The organism is Vibrio sp. 10N.237.312.B06 (assembly GCF_041464685.1).
Classification (GTDB): domain Bacteria; phylum Pseudomonadota; class Gammaproteobacteria; order Enterobacterales; family Vibrionaceae; genus Vibrio; species Vibrio tasmaniensis_A.
The window spans coordinates 97,183-115,214 of sequence record NZ_JBFSPI010000004.1 but is presented as its reverse complement, the minus strand read 5'-3'; the positions used below and the strand labels follow the sequence as shown (position 1 = coordinate 115,214).

General features: G+C 42.7%; 14 protein-coding genes. 10 read left to right on the top strand and 4 right to left on the bottom strand.

Translation table 11 applies throughout. From position 1 onward, the window contains the following. Positions 1 to 24 precede the first annotated feature (24 nt). Positions 25 to 3,054, top strand: a complete 3,030-nt coding sequence (locus AB6C75_RS02175; protein ID WP_372106688.1) for an efflux RND transporter permease subunit — start codon at positions 25 to 27, stop codon at positions 3,052 to 3,054. Positions 3,055 to 3,277: 223 nt separating this feature from the next. Here the strand turns inward: AB6C75_RS02175 and AB6C75_RS02170 are convergent, their stop codons facing one another. Continuing rightward, positions 3,278 to 4,015: an EAL domain-containing protein gene (locus AB6C75_RS02170; RefSeq protein ID WP_372106679.1), complete on the bottom strand. Its 738-nt coding sequence runs from the start codon at positions 4,013 to 4,015 to the stop codon at positions 3,278 to 3,280. A gap of 570 nt (positions 4,016 to 4,585) precedes the next feature. Next, complete coding sequence (locus AB6C75_RS02165; RefSeq protein WP_009845296.1) at positions 4,586 to 5,221, bottom strand: hypothetical protein; 636 nt, start codon at positions 5,219 to 5,221, stop codon at positions 4,586 to 4,588. A 289-nt stretch (positions 5,222 to 5,510) separates the two neighbouring features. On the opposite strand from AB6C75_RS02165, the gene AB6C75_RS02160 reads away from it, so the two are divergent. The 3 genes from AB6C75_RS02160 to AB6C75_RS02150 all read left to right on the top strand — a co-directional run bounded on the left by AB6C75_RS02160 (position 5,511) and on the right by AB6C75_RS02150 (position 7,046). Next, complete coding sequence (locus AB6C75_RS02160) at positions 5,511 to 5,756, top strand: DUF2164 domain-containing protein (protein WP_017059821.1); 246 nt, start codon at positions 5,511 to 5,513, stop codon at positions 5,754 to 5,756. Positions 5,757 to 5,940: 184 nt separating this feature from the next. Then, positions 5,941 to 6,480 (top strand): cytochrome b, encoded by a 540-nt coding sequence (locus AB6C75_RS02155; RefSeq protein WP_102250471.1) that lies wholly within the window; start codon positions 5,941 to 5,943, stop codon positions 6,478 to 6,480. Continuing rightward, positions 6,477 to 7,046 carry a YceI family protein gene (locus AB6C75_RS02150; RefSeq protein ID WP_029222775.1) on the top strand — a complete coding sequence of 190 codons (570 nt, stop codon included), beginning with the start codon at positions 6,477 to 6,479 and terminating at the stop codon, positions 7,044 to 7,046. The genes AB6C75_RS02155 and AB6C75_RS02150 overlap by 4 nt, the downstream gene beginning before the upstream one ends. Positions 7,047 to 7,397: 351 nt before the next feature. On the opposite strand, the gene focA is transcribed toward AB6C75_RS02150, so the two are convergent. After that, positions 7,398 to 8,849: a formate transporter FocA gene (gene focA / locus AB6C75_RS02145; RefSeq protein ID WP_009845303.1), complete on the bottom strand. Its 1,452-nt coding sequence runs from the start codon at positions 8,847 to 8,849 to the stop codon at positions 7,398 to 7,400. A gap of 273 nt (positions 8,850 to 9,122) precedes the next feature. On the opposite strand from focA, the gene AB6C75_RS02140 reads away from it, so the two are divergent. Further along, complete coding sequence (locus tag AB6C75_RS02140; protein ID WP_009845304.1) at positions 9,123 to 10,028, top strand: LysR substrate-binding domain-containing protein; 906 nt, start codon at positions 9,123 to 9,125, stop codon at positions 10,026 to 10,028. 467 nt (positions 10,029 to 10,495) lie between these two features. After that, positions 10,496 to 10,990: a DUF1097 domain-containing protein gene (locus AB6C75_RS02135; RefSeq protein WP_372106676.1), complete on the top strand. Its 495-nt coding sequence runs from the start codon at positions 10,496 to 10,498 to the stop codon at positions 10,988 to 10,990. A 191-nt stretch (positions 10,991 to 11,181) separates the two neighbouring features. Here the strand turns inward: AB6C75_RS02135 and AB6C75_RS02130 are convergent, their stop codons facing one another. Continuing rightward, positions 11,182 to 12,954, bottom strand: a complete 1,773-nt coding sequence (locus tag AB6C75_RS02130) for a DUF2813 domain-containing protein (RefSeq protein ID WP_372106674.1) — start codon at positions 12,952 to 12,954, stop codon at positions 11,182 to 11,184. 238 nt (positions 12,955 to 13,192) lie between these two features. Here AB6C75_RS02130 and AB6C75_RS02125 point away from each other — a divergent pair, with 238 nt between their 5' ends. The 4 genes from AB6C75_RS02125 to AB6C75_RS02110 all read left to right on the top strand — a co-directional run bounded on the left by AB6C75_RS02125 (position 13,193) and on the right by AB6C75_RS02110 (position 17,997). Beyond that, complete coding sequence (locus tag AB6C75_RS02125; RefSeq protein WP_372047159.1) at positions 13,193 to 14,932, top strand: bifunctional UDP-sugar hydrolase/5'-nucleotidase; 1,740 nt, start codon at positions 13,193 to 13,195, stop codon at positions 14,930 to 14,932. A 609-nt stretch (positions 14,933 to 15,541) separates the two neighbouring features. Then, positions 15,542 to 16,543: a TerC/Alx family metal homeostasis membrane protein gene (locus AB6C75_RS02120; RefSeq protein WP_372106672.1), complete on the top strand. Its 1,002-nt coding sequence runs from the start codon at positions 15,542 to 15,544 to the stop codon at positions 16,541 to 16,543. Positions 16,544 to 16,856: 313 nt separating this feature from the next. Beyond that, on the top strand, positions 16,857 to 17,045 hold the full coding sequence (locus tag AB6C75_RS02115) for a hypothetical protein (RefSeq protein WP_009845310.1): 189 nt from the start codon (positions 16,857 to 16,859) through the stop codon (positions 17,043 to 17,045). Between the two features lie 211 nt (positions 17,046 to 17,256). After that, entirely contained in the window at positions 17,257 to 17,997 is a 741-nt protein-coding gene (locus AB6C75_RS02110; protein WP_372106670.1) for a DUF1223 domain-containing protein, read from the top strand. Positions 17,998 to 18,032 lie beyond the last annotated feature (35 nt).

The window sequence follows — 18,032 nt, the reverse complement described above, 5'->3', positions numbered from 1 at the left end:
TACCGATGTATTGTTGAACGCGAAATGTACAGCAAAGATCAACACGCCCTAGTCATTTTGGCCATTGGCGGTGTGTCGTCTTTTGGCAACCTATCCCGTTTAGAAGACCCAGCTTTTACCATTAAAGATGCAATGATTATTTCAACTTACCCTGGCGCTACGTCTATGGAAGTTGAAGAAGAGTTAACGTATCCACTTGAAAAAGAGATACGACAACTGCCTTATATCTACAAGATCACTTCAACGTCGTCGAATGGTATGTCTCAAATTATGGTCAGCATGAAGATGGACTACGGTCCAGACGAGCTACCGCAAATCTGGGATGAAATGCGTAGTAAAATCAACGATCTACAGCCAATACTGCCCAGTGGTGTTAATTCAGTTCAGATTATTGATGATTTTGGTGACGTATTTGGTGTGATGATCATGCTGACCGGTGATGGTTACGATTATGTCGAGCTAAAACAGTACGCAGATTACCTAACGCGTGAAATCGAATTGGTTGACGGTGTTGGCAAAGTAAGTATTGCGGGTGACCAACAAGAGCAATTGTTTGTTGAGATGTCACTTGAGCGTTTAGCGGCGCTAAACCTAGATATGTCGATGGTAACGTCACTGTTAGCACAACAAAACAGTGTGGTATCGGCAGGCGAGGTAATGTTGAATGGCCAAAGCCTAACAATCAAACCTAACGGAACATTGAGCACGGTTGAAGAGCTAGAAAACCTGATCATTCATGGTCGTGACACAGGCAATTTGATTCGCTTGAAAGATGTCGCTGAGGTTACTCGCGGTATCCAAGAAAAACCGGGCAATGTATTAACGTACAACGGCAAACCAGCAATCAACCTTGGTATTGCGTTCTCTTCAGGCGTAAACGTCGTCGAAATTGGTAACGCGTTAGATGCCGAACTGGATCGTTTAGAAAGCATTAAGCCTGCCGGTGTAGAGCTGAACTACTTCTACAACCAAGCGCAAGAAGTAGACAAATCAGTGGCTGACTTTTTAATCAGCCTAGTAGAAGCCGTTGCTATTGTTATCATCGTACTGCTTTTTGCAATGGGTTTACGCAGTGGTTTGATCATCGGTCTAGTGCTTCTATTGACCGTATTCGGTACGTTCATTCTTATGGACTACAACGATGTCGAACTGCACCGTATCTCACTGGGTGCTTTGATCATCGCATTGGGTATGCTGGTGGATAACGCGATTGTTGTCGTTGAAGGTATTTTGGTTGGCTTGAAGAAAGGCAAAACCAAGCTTCAAGCAGCGAAAGACATCGTGACACAAACACAATGGCCACTATTGGGTGCGACCATTATTGCTATCACGGCCTTTGCACCAATCGGTTTGTCGAAAGACGCGACAGGTGAATTCATGGGCTCACTGTTCTGGGTTTTGTGTTTTTCATTGTTCTTGAGCTGGGTTACAGCGCTAACGCTGACTCCGTTCCTTGCAGAAATGATGCTGAAAGAAGAAGACAAGGTCGATGAGAACGAAGACCCATACAAAGGTATTCTGTTCGTTGTATTCGGCGCGTGTCTGAAAGTAGCACTTCGATTTAGGTGGCTTACCGTAGTAAGTATGGTCGCGCTATTAGCAGTTTCTGTGGTTGGTTTTGGTATGGTGAAGCAGCAGTTCTTCCCGCCATCAAATACGCCAATGTTTTACGTCGATATGTGGAGGCCGGAAGGTACCGATGTACGTGAAACGATTAAGCAGGCAGAAAAAGTTGAAAGCTACATTCGCCAGCAAGATGACGTTGAGTTTGTAACTACAACAGTTGGCCAAGGCATGCAACGTTTTGCGCTGACATACCAACCCGAGAAAAGTTACGAAGCGTACAGTCAACTGCAGGTACGAACGACTGACCGAGACACCATGTTTAAAGTCCTAGAAGGGCTAGACAAGGACTTGGCCAATAAATTTGAACAACCTACGTTCCAATTTAAATTGATTGAGTTTGGCCCGTCGCCAGCGTCAAAAATCGAAGCTCGTATTAGCGGTGCAGACCCGCAGATCCTTCGCAGCATAGCTGTTGAGGTAGAAGATATCTTGTTGGCGGATCCTGGTTCTCGAAATGTGCGTCACGACTGGCGTGAACGCACCAAAGAGCTCGTGCCACTGTTTAACGAATCAAAGGCACGTCGCCTTGGTATATCAAAGACGGATCTGTCTGAGACACTACAGATGGCGTTTGGTGGCTACAACATCGGTTTACTGCGCGATGGTACGCACATGTTACCTATCGTGGCACGCCTGCCTGAAGAAGAGCGTTTTGACTTTGAATCACTGAATAATGTGAAGATTTGGAGCCCATCGCTACAAACTTACATTCCAGTTGAGCAAGTGATCGATGGGGTTGAACTTCAATGGTCTGAGCCACTGATTCAACGTCGTGATAGAAAGCGTACGCTAACCGTATTGGCTGACCACGATGTATTGGGTGATGAAACACCCGCGAGTTTGTTTGCTCGTGTGAAACCACAAGTAGAAGCATTGGCTCTACCAGAAGGTTACAGCATCAGTTGGGGCGGCGAATACGAAAGCTCTAAAGATGCACAAGAATCTCTATTTGGTTCACTACCAATGGGTTACTTGCTGATGTTTATTATTACCATGCTTTTGTTTAACTCGGTTCGTAAGCCGCTTGTGATTTGGTTTACGGTACCACTTTCTATTATTGGTGTTTCGATTGGTCTATTAGGTACCAATATGCCATTCAGTTTCACGGCTTTCCTAGGCTTACTGAGCTTAAGCGGCATGATTTTGAAAAATGGTATCGTCCTGCTTGACCAGATAAACACTGAACTCTCAACAGGCAAAGACCCATACTTAGCGGTTATCGACAGCGCGATCAGTCGTGTACGACCTGTATCTATGGCAGCTCTAACGACTATCTTGGGCATGATTCCCTTGGTATTCGATGCATTTTTCGGCTCGATGGCGATTACCATCATGGCAGGCTTAGGCTTTGCTACAGTACTAACGCTAGTAGTACCAGTGATGTTCGCCATTCTATATAGAATCAAACCGTCCACTGCGGGTTATTAGGGATTGATATAAAACAGATTCTTTTAAGCCAGCCCAGTCTATTTTGACTGGGCTTTTTTACGGATATGGTTTGATAAAACAAGACGAAGATAGGGCCGAACTAAGAGGACGTTGCGATAGCAATGCGTGCCTTAACAAGGAGCGTTTTAAAAGATAGGTATTACAAAAGTCGTTAGGCAATGGTAAAGCGGCTTCCGGTATATTAGAGAATAGGGGCCAGACTCTAGATTGCTAGGCGGATATCCAACTCAATCGGCTTTGGCATGGCTAAGTGATAGCCTTGATACATATCGAAGCCTAAACTTTGCATCGCAGTCAGTTGCTGTTGGGTTTCTATCCCTTCGATGACCGTCTTCGCACCGATTTGGTTGGCAAGCTTAACTACTAGCTCCATTTTTCGAGTATCGCCGTTTTCAAAATCCAACATCACAGAGCGATCGATTTTGATGATATGAGGAGTGATATGGCGAACACGTTGCTCTGTTGACGCCTGTGCTCCAAAGTCATCAACCGCAATTTGAAAACCATTATCTGCAAGTGAGTGGGCCGCGTTTTTTAAACGTTCTTCACTTTCTACATTAAGTTCGACCAACTCCATGACGATTTGTTCGCACGATAAGTTAAGCTCGTGAAGACGTTTAGCTAACAGAGTGTCTTTTACTTTTTCTGATGCAAACAACTCACCAACGTTTGGAAGAACGTTCAAAAAAAGGTTCAAGTGACGGACCGTCGATTGTGCGAAGTTACGGATGTGAATGGCTCGGCTCAGTCTCTCTACGTTGATTTTGTCTGTGTATGAGGTTTCGTCTGAATGGAAGAAGTGATCTGGGCGAACGACATCACCTTTACAATTGGAAATACGAACCAAAGCCTCTACACCTATCTGAGTCAAAGAAGAATCAAATATAGGTTGGTAGACACTTGTAAGTGTTAAGTCTTGGTATTTCGCAATAAACTGCATATCGGCATCCACAGATATACAACTAATAAATTCACTTCTGTCTGATAAAATCATAATCGCTAATAAAAGGTGTTTATTCAGTGACGAGAATATACGTCACAGTTGTCATAATATTGACAGGTGTTGATAAATTGTCAATTAATAAAAATTAATTTGTCACGGTAACATATAAATAATTAAAGTCAGCGAAAAATCAGGATGATAAAGGTCATTATGTATCAAGGGTATATATTGCTTAGCTTGTTTAATAGGTTCAGTGAATTTGATGTCTGAGTAACCTATATCATATCAACCCTATCAATATAAAGCCTTAACACGTATACACCTAAAATAAATATGGTTAAAGGCTTACATTCTGGGGGAGTATCAAAATAATAAAATAAATAGATCTTTGTGGTTACATAAAAATGATGTCTGTCTCTCAAAATTAATATTGAGGTTGTTAAGTTATTAATTAGTAAACTGGATAATTCGGATAATAAATGAGTGGAATATAGGTGTTATTTTATAAAATAAAAGTATAGGTATAATTATTTACGTTATATATCAAATTGAAAATTGTCTTGTATTTTACTGCCATTGTATTACCGCATAAAGTTGCAGGTATTTACGAACTAGTTGTTGATTTCCAGAGCGTTTTAGCGGGTGAGCGAATCGGATAAAACACGGACTGATTTTGAAGTTACTATTTAAATCATCTGCGAATTGAGTATCACTCTCTCTTAGCGTGATACCTTGTAGGCTGTAGTCGCTAATCTGGTCTGGGAGTTCCCCCATCCACCAATGCAAGAGTTCACCACTGTTTTTGCTTCGACTTATCCAATGGTCGGAGACAATGATCAATAGGTCATTGGGTTGAATGGCAAATCCGTACTCTTGCTGCCAGTTGTGAATGTCCAACATCAACTTTTTACGACAAGTCTTTCCTGCGCTCACCATATGGTGGCTAATCATCCAAACGGTACCAATTTCAGAAGAGATTCGGAAATGTCGTGGCGTTTCACCAGAAGAGAGCATTTCTAGTGGGCTTACGTTGCTTGCATGATTGAAGCTAACGAAAGTGTGCTCCATTCGTCTCGCAAACGCTTTGCCTATGTGATGTTCACTGATCCCTTGATTGTGTACGGTAGGGTAATGACGTTCACAAAGTTTCAAGCAATCGTCTTGAAACTGATTGACGCTTTTAATCACCAGATCTAATAACAATGAAGCCTCTTATACACAGTTGCTATCTTATTGATGGGCAATAGTACGGTAATTTTGGCGCCATTACCTATCGCCAAAGTGCGAGTTCTTGATCCCTCTATCAAAATTAACCATTACTGAGCGATTTTATGGATAGCACTGGCACTCTACAGGTCTGTAAACTAAATTATGAGGAATTATAGCTAGTTAGAAAACTTGAACTGATTGGCAGAGTTGCAGTGAGCTAACGAAATTATAGCTTAGTCGGCTAATCACAATTGTTCTACATACTCTTTATTTGGAAACACCCATGACCATTCAATTAGATTCAAAGCAAAAATCCGAACTCACTCATACACTTCAAAAGTACCTACAAGATGAGCTCGATGTAGAGCTTGGTCAGTTCGACACTGAATTCTTAGTCGACTTCATCAGTAAAAAGTTTGGAGCCGTGTATTACAACAAGGGGATAGAAGACGCTCAAAAAGTGATGGAACGTAAGATGTTAGACATATCAGATGAGCTCTATGAAATTGAACAAATCGTTGAAATATAACTCAGCAAGCGATTGTTCGACAAAGAAATTTGTCCATAAAGCAACTTGTTCAAAATTTTTGAATAACTCGTTTAATTTGAAATGATGTAACTAATGTAAAACTTGGTAAATAATATGTTACGCAAACTTGGTGTAGGGTACGCTTTTCAAAACTACACGACACGTTAACATTCGGAAGAGATGCATGAACAACAACGTCAAAAATTACAATCCTTTAGCAAGAGCAATGCATTGGATCTCAGCACTCGCAATATTTGGCCTATTTGGTGTAGGCCTATGGATGGTTGATCTTTCTTACTACAGTGAGTGGTACAAAACAGCACCAGACTACCACCGTTCGGTAGGCATTCTTTTGGCTGCCGTTACCATTATCCGCTTGCTTTGGAAGCTAGTTACCGCGTCACCTAATGTGGAAGGTAAAAGCTATGAAGTTGTAGCGGCGAAGATCGCTCATGGATTTATGTACATTAACTTAGCGGTTTTATTTATTTCAGGTTATTTGATTTCGACATCAGATGGCCGTGGGATCGAGGTATTCAATTGGTTCACTGTACCAAGTATGGGTGAACTATTTGCAAACCAATCTGATCTCGCAGGAACGGTTCACTACTATGCTGCATGGGTACTGATCATTATGGCATCAGTACACGCCTTAGCGGCGATAAAACACCACGTTATCGACAAAGACGATACGCTACGAAAAATGATAGGAGCTTCAAAATGAAAAAGTCAATTATCGCTACAGGATTAGCATTTGCTATGGCAATGCCTTTCGCTGCGAACGCCGCTGATTACGTGATTGATACAAAAGGTGCGCATGCTTCAGTTAACTTCAAAGTTAGCCACCTAGGTTACAGCTTTATCCAAGGTCGTTTTAACACATTCTCAGGTGACTTCTCATTTGATGAGAGCAACGTTGAAGCGTCTAAAATCAACGTAACGGTTGATACAACTAGCCTTGACTCAAACCACGCAGAGCGTGATAAGCACATCCGTAGCGGTGATTTCATCAATGCTGGTAAGTTTTCTGATGCGACATTCAACAGCACAAAAGTGGTTGATAAAGGCGACGGCAAACTTGAAGTTATGGGTGACCTTAAACTTCACGGTGTAACTAAGCCTATCGTTATCGAAGCTGAATTCATCGGTGCTGGTCAAGACCCATGGGGTGGTGAGCGTGCTGGTTTCGTTGGTACAACTCGTCTAGAGCTTGCTGACTTCAATATCCCAGTAATGGGCGCTTCAAGCTATGTAGACATGGATCTGCATGTTGAAGGTGTAAAGAAGTAATCTAGCTATCCATAATCGCTATCAACATATTTAGAAAGATCAAAAACCTAGTCGATACGAGATAGGGCGGCTGTTAGCCAGTTATATAGTAATATGGAAAGTAGCAAAGCAGCTAGAATATAGAGAAAGGCGCAAAGTTTTCACTTTGCGCCTTTTTTATTGAGGTAAATGGCCACGCGTTTAGGTCTGTTTTGTGTCAAACCTTTTACTGCGTCTTAAGCCACCATTTACCTCTGCCAGTCAACGTTGCAATGACTGAGTTATCTAGCTGAACGACTAATCCCTAATAGTTCAGCCTACGATTCGTTACTTTGTTTCTAATGAAACGCTTGCTTTGTAAACAGTCTCTAGTTAAGCCGTTTCTAGTTCAGCCTTCGGAACCACGTTTAGGCGGTCGCCATAGATTGGACGTAGTGCTTGCATAACTTCAGTACGAGTCATCACACCGACCATTACGCCATTTTCTAGCACTGGAAGCATATGTGGTTGGCTTACTTTCATCGCTTTTGCACGCTCTTCTAAAGAAAGAGAGGTCAGGCGAGTGGCATAGCCCATGCTTGTTGTCGGGTACAGTTGTTCTTTATCGATACATAGGAACTCAGCAACATCGACCAGTTTGTCGTTTGCATCAATGGCCACTACGTCACGGCTCATTAGGTCTACCACTTTCTGACCTTTAGTCGGAATGTAGTCTTGGCACCAAAGGTCAACCATTACGTCGTGAACAGAGAGGATACCTACTAGGCGGCCTTCAACATCGCAAACAGGAGCGCTAACAAGTTGAGCATCTAAAAGTGAATCAATCGCCACTGAAGTAGGCATTTCTACGCTCAGTGTAATTGGTTGAGTGTTCATGATTTGCTTGATAGTAGTTGTAGTGTTCATAGTGGTTTCCTTAACTGACGTAATTTCTGTTGTTTGAGTTATTGCTGTAATTTTTGCCGCTTTAAGCTGCGGGCGACGGTAGATACTCCAATTGGCTAAGCCGACCAATACCGCACCACCTACAATGTTGCCGAATGTCACTGGTATTAAGTTTGCAGTGACAAATTTCATGATGTTCAGGTCTGCATACTGGGCTGATGTTGCGCCAATTTGCATCCAAAAACTCTCTGGTGCGAATGCTTGAATTGTGATGCCTAATGGAACCATAAACATATTCGCCACACAGTGTTCAAAGCCTGAGCTAACGAACATTGCAACGGGTAATACGGTCATCATTGCTTTAGTCATGGCGTTAGCTGAGCTGAACGTTAACCAAATTGCTAAACACACTAGTAAGTTACAAAGCACACCCAAAGCGAAAGCTTGAACAGGGCTGTGGTGTAGCTTGTGTTGAGCAATGTTTAGAGCGTTTAAGCCCCATTGCCCGCCATCCAGTTGATATAAGCCTGCTGCGCTTACCAAAGCCAGTAGGAACATGGCACCGATAAAGTTGCCTACATATACCTTGCCCCAGATAGACAGCATCTTGGTGAAGGTTATCTGCTTATTAGCCCATGAAATGCTTGATAACACCGAACTGGTAAACAGCTCGCCACCACAAATCACAATCAGGATTAACCCCATGCTGAATGCAAGCCCACCGGCTAAGCGACTTAATCCCCATCCTGCATCAGCGCTACCTGTGGTCACCGTGATGTAGAATAAAAAAGCAAGCCCGATGAATGCGCCAGCCATGATTGCCAAACTCAATGTCATGCTGCTGGTTTTATTTGCTTTGCTTAATGCAAATTTCTCGGCTTCCGCCATCATTTCTGTTGGCGAGAACAGTTGCTGATTTTCAGAAGTGCTGGTTGCCATATCCCCCCCTTGAACAATCCGTCATGTGTAATTCCTAGTGTTAATGACTTGGTTAATCCGTAATGGTTAATCAGTAATGTTTTGCAGGGCTCGTTGTGTCCTGCCATTCCAGATTAGGGTGTTGGGGGGTAGAGGTAAAATTGATAATTTTTAGAAACCACATCAAAAATATTGATATAGATTTGGTTAGGCGTAGAATGAAATTGATTGCTCATCGGCTTAACAAAAAACGAGCAGCAGGACATAAGTTATTAAAAGAATTAAGGATAGATTTTGCGTTATTCATTAAAGCAACTCGCCGTCTTTGACGCGGTAGCAGATTCGGGAAGCGTAAGTCAGGCAGCTGATAGGCTTGCATTGACTCAGTCGGCGACAAGTATGTCTCTTGCACAGTTGGAAAAAATGCTCGGCAGGCCTTTGTTTGAAAGGCAGGGCAAGCAAATGGCGCTCACTCATTGGGGCATGTGGCTTAGGCCAAAAGCGAAGCGTTTACTGCAAGATGCACAGCAAATTGAAATGGGCTTTTACGAGCAGCATTTATTGAGTGGAGAGCTCAAACTCGGTGCGAGCCAAACCCCGGCAGAACACCTGGTTCCAGACCTCATCAGTATTATTGATAACGACTTTCCTGAGATGCGAATCTCGCTTGGTGTACAAAGTACCGATGCGGTTATAGATGGCGTATTAGATTACCAATATGACCTTGGCGTTATCGAAGGTCGCTGTGACGATAACCGAGTTCATCAAGAAGTGTGGTGTACCGACCATTTAACGGTGGTTGCATCGGCTCATCACCCATTTGCAAAGCGTGAACGTGTCAGTTTGGCGCAACTAGAACAAGCGAAGTGGGTATTGCGTGAACATGGCTCAGGTACTCGCAAAGTTTTTGATAGCTCTATTCATCATTTAATTGGTGATCTTGATGTTTGGCGAGAATATGAACACGTTCCTGTTTTAAGAAGTTTGGTAGCAAACGGCCCATATTTAACGTGTTTACCTTATCTCGATGTCGAGCAGTTTGTTGAATCTGGCCAGCTCGTTACTTTGAATGTTCCTGAGCTTGAAATGGAACGTACGCTTTCGTTTATTTGGCGTGCGGATATGGCAGAAAACCCACTTGCTGAATGTATTAAGCGAGAAGGCAAGCGCATGATGAAAGGTAAGCCGTCGGTTCTATAACGGTAATTTGATAAAGGCTAGGGGCTGTTGACCTTTCGTGGTTAAGTTTTGTTCGAGGTAAAATCGTTTTAGGCGCGGCGAAGAGTATGTAGCCTAGTCATTTTAAGCAAATATTCTTCAACAAAGCATAAAGCGATTTTAACCGAACCCTTCGGGCAGTCCTTGTGGTTCATTTCTACTGCGTTATCGCCTTTTCATGTAGGCTAACTACACATCAAAGCCTCTGCCTTGTATAAATTTCCCACAAGAGCTGCAAAATAAAGCTCGAAAGGTTAACAGCCCCTTATAACCCAATGTGTTGAATAAGCGATTCCGGTCTCTATCTGGTGATAAATGCATATTCGCGTACATTATTAATGTGATCATGATCGGCTAAAAGAAGGCGTTCTTCCCATAATATGCTTACTTGATTTTAAGTGAGGCTAAATCCGGTGCGATGAATTTCGTAATTAGGCTTTAGAAATAGTATGAGTACATTAGTCGCGATTTCATTAACAACAGGTATTTTGTCAGGTCTATGGGGATGGATTGCTATCTCTTTCGGCTTATTGTCATGGGCCGGTTTCTTAGGTTGCACCAGTTATTTTGCTTCGCCAACGGGCGGTGTTAAAGGACTAGCAGGCAGCTTACTGACCAACATGACAGGTGTATTCTGGGCAATGGTGATTATCGAAAGCTCGACCTTAGCAGGGTTAGAGATTTTAGGCTATATGATTACCGCTATTGTCGCTTTCTTTATGTGTATTCAAGCCAAACAAGCGTGGCTAGGTTATATCCCAGGGACCTTTATTGGTTGCTGCGCGACGTTTGCAGCAGGCGGCGATTGGCAACTTGTCGTGCCATCTTTACTGCTTGGTGGTGTCTTTGGATACTTGATGAAAGCAACGGGGCTTTGGCTTCACGAAAAATCGACTCAATCTTCGGAAGCGGTTGAACAACACGCTAAGCAAGCCAAGGCTTAATTCGTTAACCTAGCCTTAATTCGTTAACCTAACCTTAGTTTAGTCACTGTGAACTCTTGCAAGATAACCCCCAATTAATTTGTATATCGATTTATACAGGCACTCCACTTGGTGTGCCTTTTTTGGTTTCTTAATCAATTCAAGAAATTATCAACAGAAGAACTAATAGCACTTATCAGATAAGCAAGAAGCTAGGTATTTCCGTTTGCCATGGTGGTCACGCGTTTCAAAGTCCATCTCAACAACAATGGAATACAGTCTTGTCCTTGATTCTCACAATGAGACACGATCGCTAAAGCCAGGTCTGGTTTTGCGTGTTTCTTGAGAACTTTAGCCACAACTTTTTTCGCTGGAATAGGGTGATCATAAGGAATCTTAACCATGTCTCTGAAAAAGTTTTCGAAGCCATTCATATACAAGTAATGTTCGATATCCTTATCGGGCAGTTCAGTAAGGCGGTGTCTTTCCTGATCATTACCAAGCTTAGAAAGCACAGTCGCCGCATATTTTTTTCCGGCTGCATCACCATCAGTTACTACATGCCAATCGATACCAAACTCTTGCGCTACTTTAATGAGCGCTTTAAGACCAGACTGCGCGAACTCAATAATTTGAACGCCTTCCGCAGCAAGGTTATACCCACATTGGTTGGCTAACTCGTTAAACAACCAGACTTCGGTTTCACCTTCTACCAACAACCAACAGCGAGCATACAGAGCGCCGGACCGGTGAAAACGAATATGAAAACCAATTCGACGAAGTTCATCTTTGCTGAAGTGGTTCACATTGAGCTGGTTGGCTATGGTTTTATCTGACTGACGTACCAAACGACGAATCGATTGAAGCGGCACAGCAGCAAGTAGATCGCCACTGTTGGTGGTCAGGATTTTTTGCATGGGCAGCTTTTGCATCAAGCTCCAAGCCCTTGCTAAGTGCGTTGGGTGCAATCGACCTTCTGGATCTTCAAGGATCAAAAGAGGGCGAGCACATCTTCTTAAGTCATTTGGCCCTTTTGCTTGCAAATAGGCATTAAGTAACCCCATGAATAATAAGCGAGTTTGTTTGTTTTTGGTCTCTTCGACCAATTGATGAATGCTCTTGTCGTTCGCACCAGCTGAGTAAAGTAACCCATCACGCGGTTTTCTCGGATTTTTACGTGAGACACTCTTAAATGAGAAGTAGTGTTCTATTAAGCTTTGCATCGACTCAAGACTACTGCGCATTTCACCTTTATTAACATGTCCGGGTATCGCCATAAGGCGACGGCAGGTGTTGTCGATGCGTTTTTCTATCCTTGCCTGACGCCCATTTCCGTTTCCATTGCTGCCATTACCATTGGTTGTTTGACTCTGGCCGTTACCATTTCCACTCACATTATTAGCGTGCCCGTTACTAGCATGAACGGTGTTAGTGTGAACATTACCCGGTAGATGAGCATTGTGGTTAAGTGAATTGCCGTTGAAAGGGCGATCGAAGTGCCTTGCGTCTCTCAAACGAATTACAGGGTGTAACGTCATTAATTCTTGAGCGAGCTTTTCTGAGTGATGAAGCTTGAGAGGGTTTCCGTCCAACCCCAAAAATGCATAGTGTGTGGTCGTTTCATATTGCTCTAACGTGGCACTGATTCGATAATAGATACGAAAAACACCAAACTCGTCTTGAACCCACACCGGTTTGAGTTTGCGATAACGTCCTACATTTAGCTCACTTTTATCGTTGGCTTTTAATGCGAGAACAATTTGAAGGTGTTGAGACTGTGGATGTGAAACTGAGTAATCGACATGGAAATCGGTCATTTCGAAGTGATATGGAACTCCGTCTGAAGGGAGAACGACGGAAAGGGCATCCAATAATGAAGACTTACCCCAAGTATTTTCACCAATAAGCGTGGTTAGCTCATCAAACGCAAGAGACATGCGCTTAATACCTCGAAAGCCAGAAATCTCGATTCTTTCTAGTTGCATAGGCTTACTCCTAACGGAAGGCTCTGCTAATTGTTTGAAAGCTAACAGATATCTTTAATCATAATCGAAAAACACAAATCTGGTATGCTCACCTGTCACAAAACCCGTTGTTTATTTATACGGTGCAAAATGAGATTTTCGATCTATCTCGAGTATTTTTTTGCAGTGCAGTTTCATAAAATTCACGATTCTGTCATGATTCTCGACCTAGTATGAAGGGACAAAGAGAGAAGAAAATATGACTAAAAAGAATAAGCCGACAAAAATAGTGTTGGCACACATCAACGACACCCACTCATACTTTGAACCAACCTCGTTACAGCTATCACTTAAAATGAACAACCACATCATTGAACCTTATGTGAGTGCTGGTGGTTTTGCTCGAATTTCAACACGCTTTAAACAAATAGAACAAGATGCCCAGCGTCAGAAGGTTGGAACCCTGTTCCTGCATGCTGGTGACTGCTTCCAGGGCACTTTGTACTTTTCTTTATTCAAGGGAAAAGCCAACGCCGATTTGTTGAACGCCCTTAATATAGATGCCATGACGCTCGGCAATCACGAGCTAGACATGGGTAATGAGCCCGTTGCGATTTTCGCGAAAAGAATCAAATTCCCACTGTTGGCCGGTAACTGGAATCTATCGAATGAGGATATCAATAAAACTCATACCTTAGCGGACAACGAAATTGTTAAGCCTTATCTGACTGAAACACGAAGTGCCTCTTTTATAACGAAAGAATTTGATGGCGAGAAGGTTGCAATATTCGGCTTAAGCATCGACAAGATGGCAGGCATTGCTAATCCAGATATCGATACTCCGTTTGAAAACGCTTTAGAAACCGCAAAAGCGACCATTGAGCAGATTCGTAAAGCTGGCATCAACAAGATTGTGTTACTTAGTCATCTTGGTTACGAAGCTGATTTAGAGTTAGCAGCCAGCGTAACAGGTATTGGTGTCATTGTGGGAGGGCATAGCCACCGCTTGCAGGGCGACTTCTCTGATATCGGCTTAGTCAAAGACGATGACTACGGTGTGAAAGTCGGTGACACCTATGTTGTGCAAGCGGGTTTCCACGCCATGAGCCTAGGACACTGCGAAATCGAGTTCGATACTGAAGGCAAAGTGACTCACTTCAACGGTAAGAACGAACTGCTGTTAGGCCGTCGACTGTTTATAGATGCAAAGCTAAGTGAAGTCGGGCAAGACGACGCTCATGATATGGCGTGTGAGTTTTTGAATAATCACCCTAATATTGCAGTGTGTAAAAAAGATCCTGAGCTGCAGAGTATTTTGACGGATAAATACCAGCCGAGAGTTCGAAAGCTTCAGCAACAAGTGATTGCTCATGCAGACACAACACTGCGCCATATTCGGATCCCGGATGAGAAAGGTCCAAGTCAGCTTGCGCCCTTGGTTGCTCAATCATTTCACTACCTAATGAACAAAAAAGGGCATCAGGTTGAATTTGCGATTCACAACTCTGGTGGAGTGCGAAATTCACTCAATAGTGGTGATGTATCCGTTGCCGATATTGCCGGAAAACTACTACCGTTTGCCGTACCCATTGGTGTGTATGAAGTAAAAGGTGAAACGATCGCTGGCATGCTTGAAGGTGCAATCAATAACGCGATCGATAATGGTGTCGTGGGCACAGGTTCCGGCAGCTTTCCTTATACTCATAATCTAAGGTTCTGTTACCACAAAGAAGCGCCTATAGGGCATAGGATTCACCATTTAGAAATACACTCTGAAACATCCGGTTGGCAGCCAGTTTCTCGTGACCGAATTTACCGAGGCGCGTCGTCAGCCTACACCATGAAAGGAAAAGAGGGCTATAACGCCGTCTTAGATATGATAGGTGATGGCGTGGTGACGACCGATTCTATGGCAGACTGTTTTATCGAGTTTCTACAAGAATACCCAGAATCTCTTAAACACAATGAACCGCTGAATTGCATGGAGTGTTTTAGATAGCCAGCGTCAATGCTTGCACTTAACATTATTAGTTCTAGCTGTTTATAAATTTGGCATTGTTTATGCTTTATTCCTGCAGGTCACACTTCTTGTGGAGATAAGCATGGATAAGAAAGATTGGTTAGATGCAGTAGCGGTGGTTGGTTGGGTATCGGTTTGGTCCGCGTTAGTTTATTTGATACCGACTGCAGGATTGTAATTTACGCAAGATAGTAATTTGCGCAGAATTATTACTTGATCGTTTTGCAGTGTAACTACGCAGTGCCATCGTGAATTTGGTTAGCGGATTTATTCTTAGAATCAATTCGAGTGTCTATTTGACAGGGTGGCATCAATAAGAAAGGAGCATTTGCTCCTTTTTTGTATTTCTAGTGCAAATTTTAATAGACGAAACACAAATAGGGGAATATTATCCACGCGTTTGGGGAGTAGTTAGCGCAAGTTTACATGTCGTCATCTCGTTAGGCTAAGAGCCTATCCGGTATGTAAAGGTGAAATCCCATATTTCACTTCAACGAGACCAACGCAATCACAATCAAGATCCGTCGTGGAACTTGATATGTTTTGTTTGCGGAAGGTCTTTATAAAGTTCTTCCGCCCGGAGGAATAATGAACTCAACTCAATCTCTATTATCTACAAATAGTGAATCCTTTTTTTCATCGCCAATCATGACGACTTATGCGGGTTTTTTCCTGCTAACAGTGATTCTCGTCTCAATTGATATCTATCAGACTCGTGGTGGGAACGTCACAATTAAAAAAGCGGCAATCTGGAGCGTTTTTTGGTTTGTACTTGCATTTTTGTTTGCTGGTTCTATTTACTTATTCTGGGACATTTATGCGCCAAATAGTGACTACACAGCGCAAAAAGCAACCGTGTCATTCATTACGGGTTACTTGCTAGAAAAATCACTCAGTGTAGACAACCTGTTTGTTTTCGCGATGATCTTTGCTCAATACCAAGTTCCTGATCATCTAAGACCACGTGCGCTTCTTTGGGGCGTAATTGGTGCATTGGTACTTCGTGCAATTATGATTGCACTAGGCGCACAGCTGTTGGCTGAATACCACTGGGTACTTTACGTGTTTGCTGCGTTCTTGATTGGTACTGGTATTAAGCTGGCGTTAGACAAGGGCGAAGAGGAAAGTGTAAATACATTACCAGAGAAGTTACTTCGTAAAGTGATGCCGGTAACAGAGGATTTTCATGGTCCTGCATTAATGGTTAAACAAGGCGTTAAATGGGCATTCACTCCAATGATGTTGGTGATCGGTGCGATTGCAGTCATGGATGTGATGTTTGCACTGGATTCTATCCCAGCTATCTTTGCTGTGACGCAAGAACCGTTCCTGGTACTTGCTGCAAACGTATTTGCGCTACTTGGCCTTCGCTCTTTGTACTTTGTTCTGCAAGGCATGATGGATAAGTTCATCTACTTGAAGCCAGCATTGGCGTTCATCATGGTCTTCATTGGTGTGAAAATGCTACTGGTCGACAGCGAATGGGCTATCCCAACGTATTGGTCGTTAGCGGTGCTGATTTCTACTATGACGATTGCGGTTATAGCGTCGATTTATGCGAAGAAGCCAGACATTGAACAAGTGAATTAGAAACAAATATAACTTATCGAAAAGTTTATAATCGGTACGTGGTCGATGAAGTGGAAAATTTATTTATGTAAAATTTCTGTGACATTGGCCACTGTGATTTGAAGGGTATTTGTACTAAATGCATGATTTTAACGCCATTGTGAATTTATAGTCACCATTTGTGAATATGTATTCCCATGTATTGTTAATGGTTTGTTTTATTAGAAAAACTAATCTTAATATTCAAATTTAGTCATTTTTTAACGTGTAAAAAATCACCTATTATTCTTGTCATCAGAACGAACCACTTAAACAAATTTATAGAGAGGCAATCATGGCTCAAGCAATGCAAATGAATACTATCGCTGTTCCTAACTCTATGGATAAGAAGACCTACTCGGTTAACTTCAAAGGATTGATTGCACACATTTTCGATATTCTTTTTGTAGACAACTCTCCACGTAGTTACTACTCAAGCGACCTATCTGGTCACATGCAACGCGATATCGGTATCAACCGTTAATCTCTGCGTTAACATGTAAAAATATAGAATTTTAAGAAAAAGCCAGCTTCTGAAGCTGGCTTGTTTGTATCTGCAATAAGCTGTGTATCTCAAAGAAACTAAGCATTTGAAATAAACTAAGCACCTGAAAACTCATCACCTGAAAGAAATACTTAGGCATAACGGTCTGTATTTGAGCGCCAGTAAATTCGCTTCGTACAAGGATCACGGTATGTCACACGCCAGCCGCAACTCATCATTGATTAAACTCTGTTTACTTGCCTTACCGATCGGCTTTTACTCTTCTGTGTCGATGGCACAAACCTGGAGTAATGAAGGTCAACCTGCGCAGGTTATCGAACTGTTCACCTCTGAAGGTTGTTCAAGTTGTCCGCCTGCTGATGCCTACCTTAGTACTTTTGAAGACCACCCTAATCTTTGGACACAAGTCATTCCGCTCGCCTATCACGTCGATTACTGGGATTACCTAGGGTGGGGAGACAAGTTCGCTAGCAAGGCATTCAGTCAAAAGCAACGCTTGTACAAAGCTTATGGAGTAACAAGTGGCGTTTATACTCCGGGCTTTGTCGTCGATGGAAAAGAGTGGCGCGGTTACTTTAATTGGCTAGACAGAACCTTGCCATCGCTCCAACAACAAAGTAACCCTAAGCTAACCGTCAATCATAAAGGCGATACGTTCAGCGTGCACTACGAAGGCAAAGGTGATTATGTCGCTCATATTGCCTTGTTGGCGATGAACGAAGTCACCAGCGTTGAAGCGGGCGAGAACAGAGGTAAGAAACTTGAGCACGATTTTATCGTGGTTTATGACGGCTATCGACGTGGTGAGTCTGAATGGCAATTCAATATCGATTTCTCTCCTTTAGTCGCCACACCAGACGCAGTAGCCGTGTGGTTAACCGAACCTAACTCGTATACACCGGAACAAACGGTAGCAGGATGGCTGAATTAAACTTGCGATAACTTGATACTGGATGTGTTGTAGTG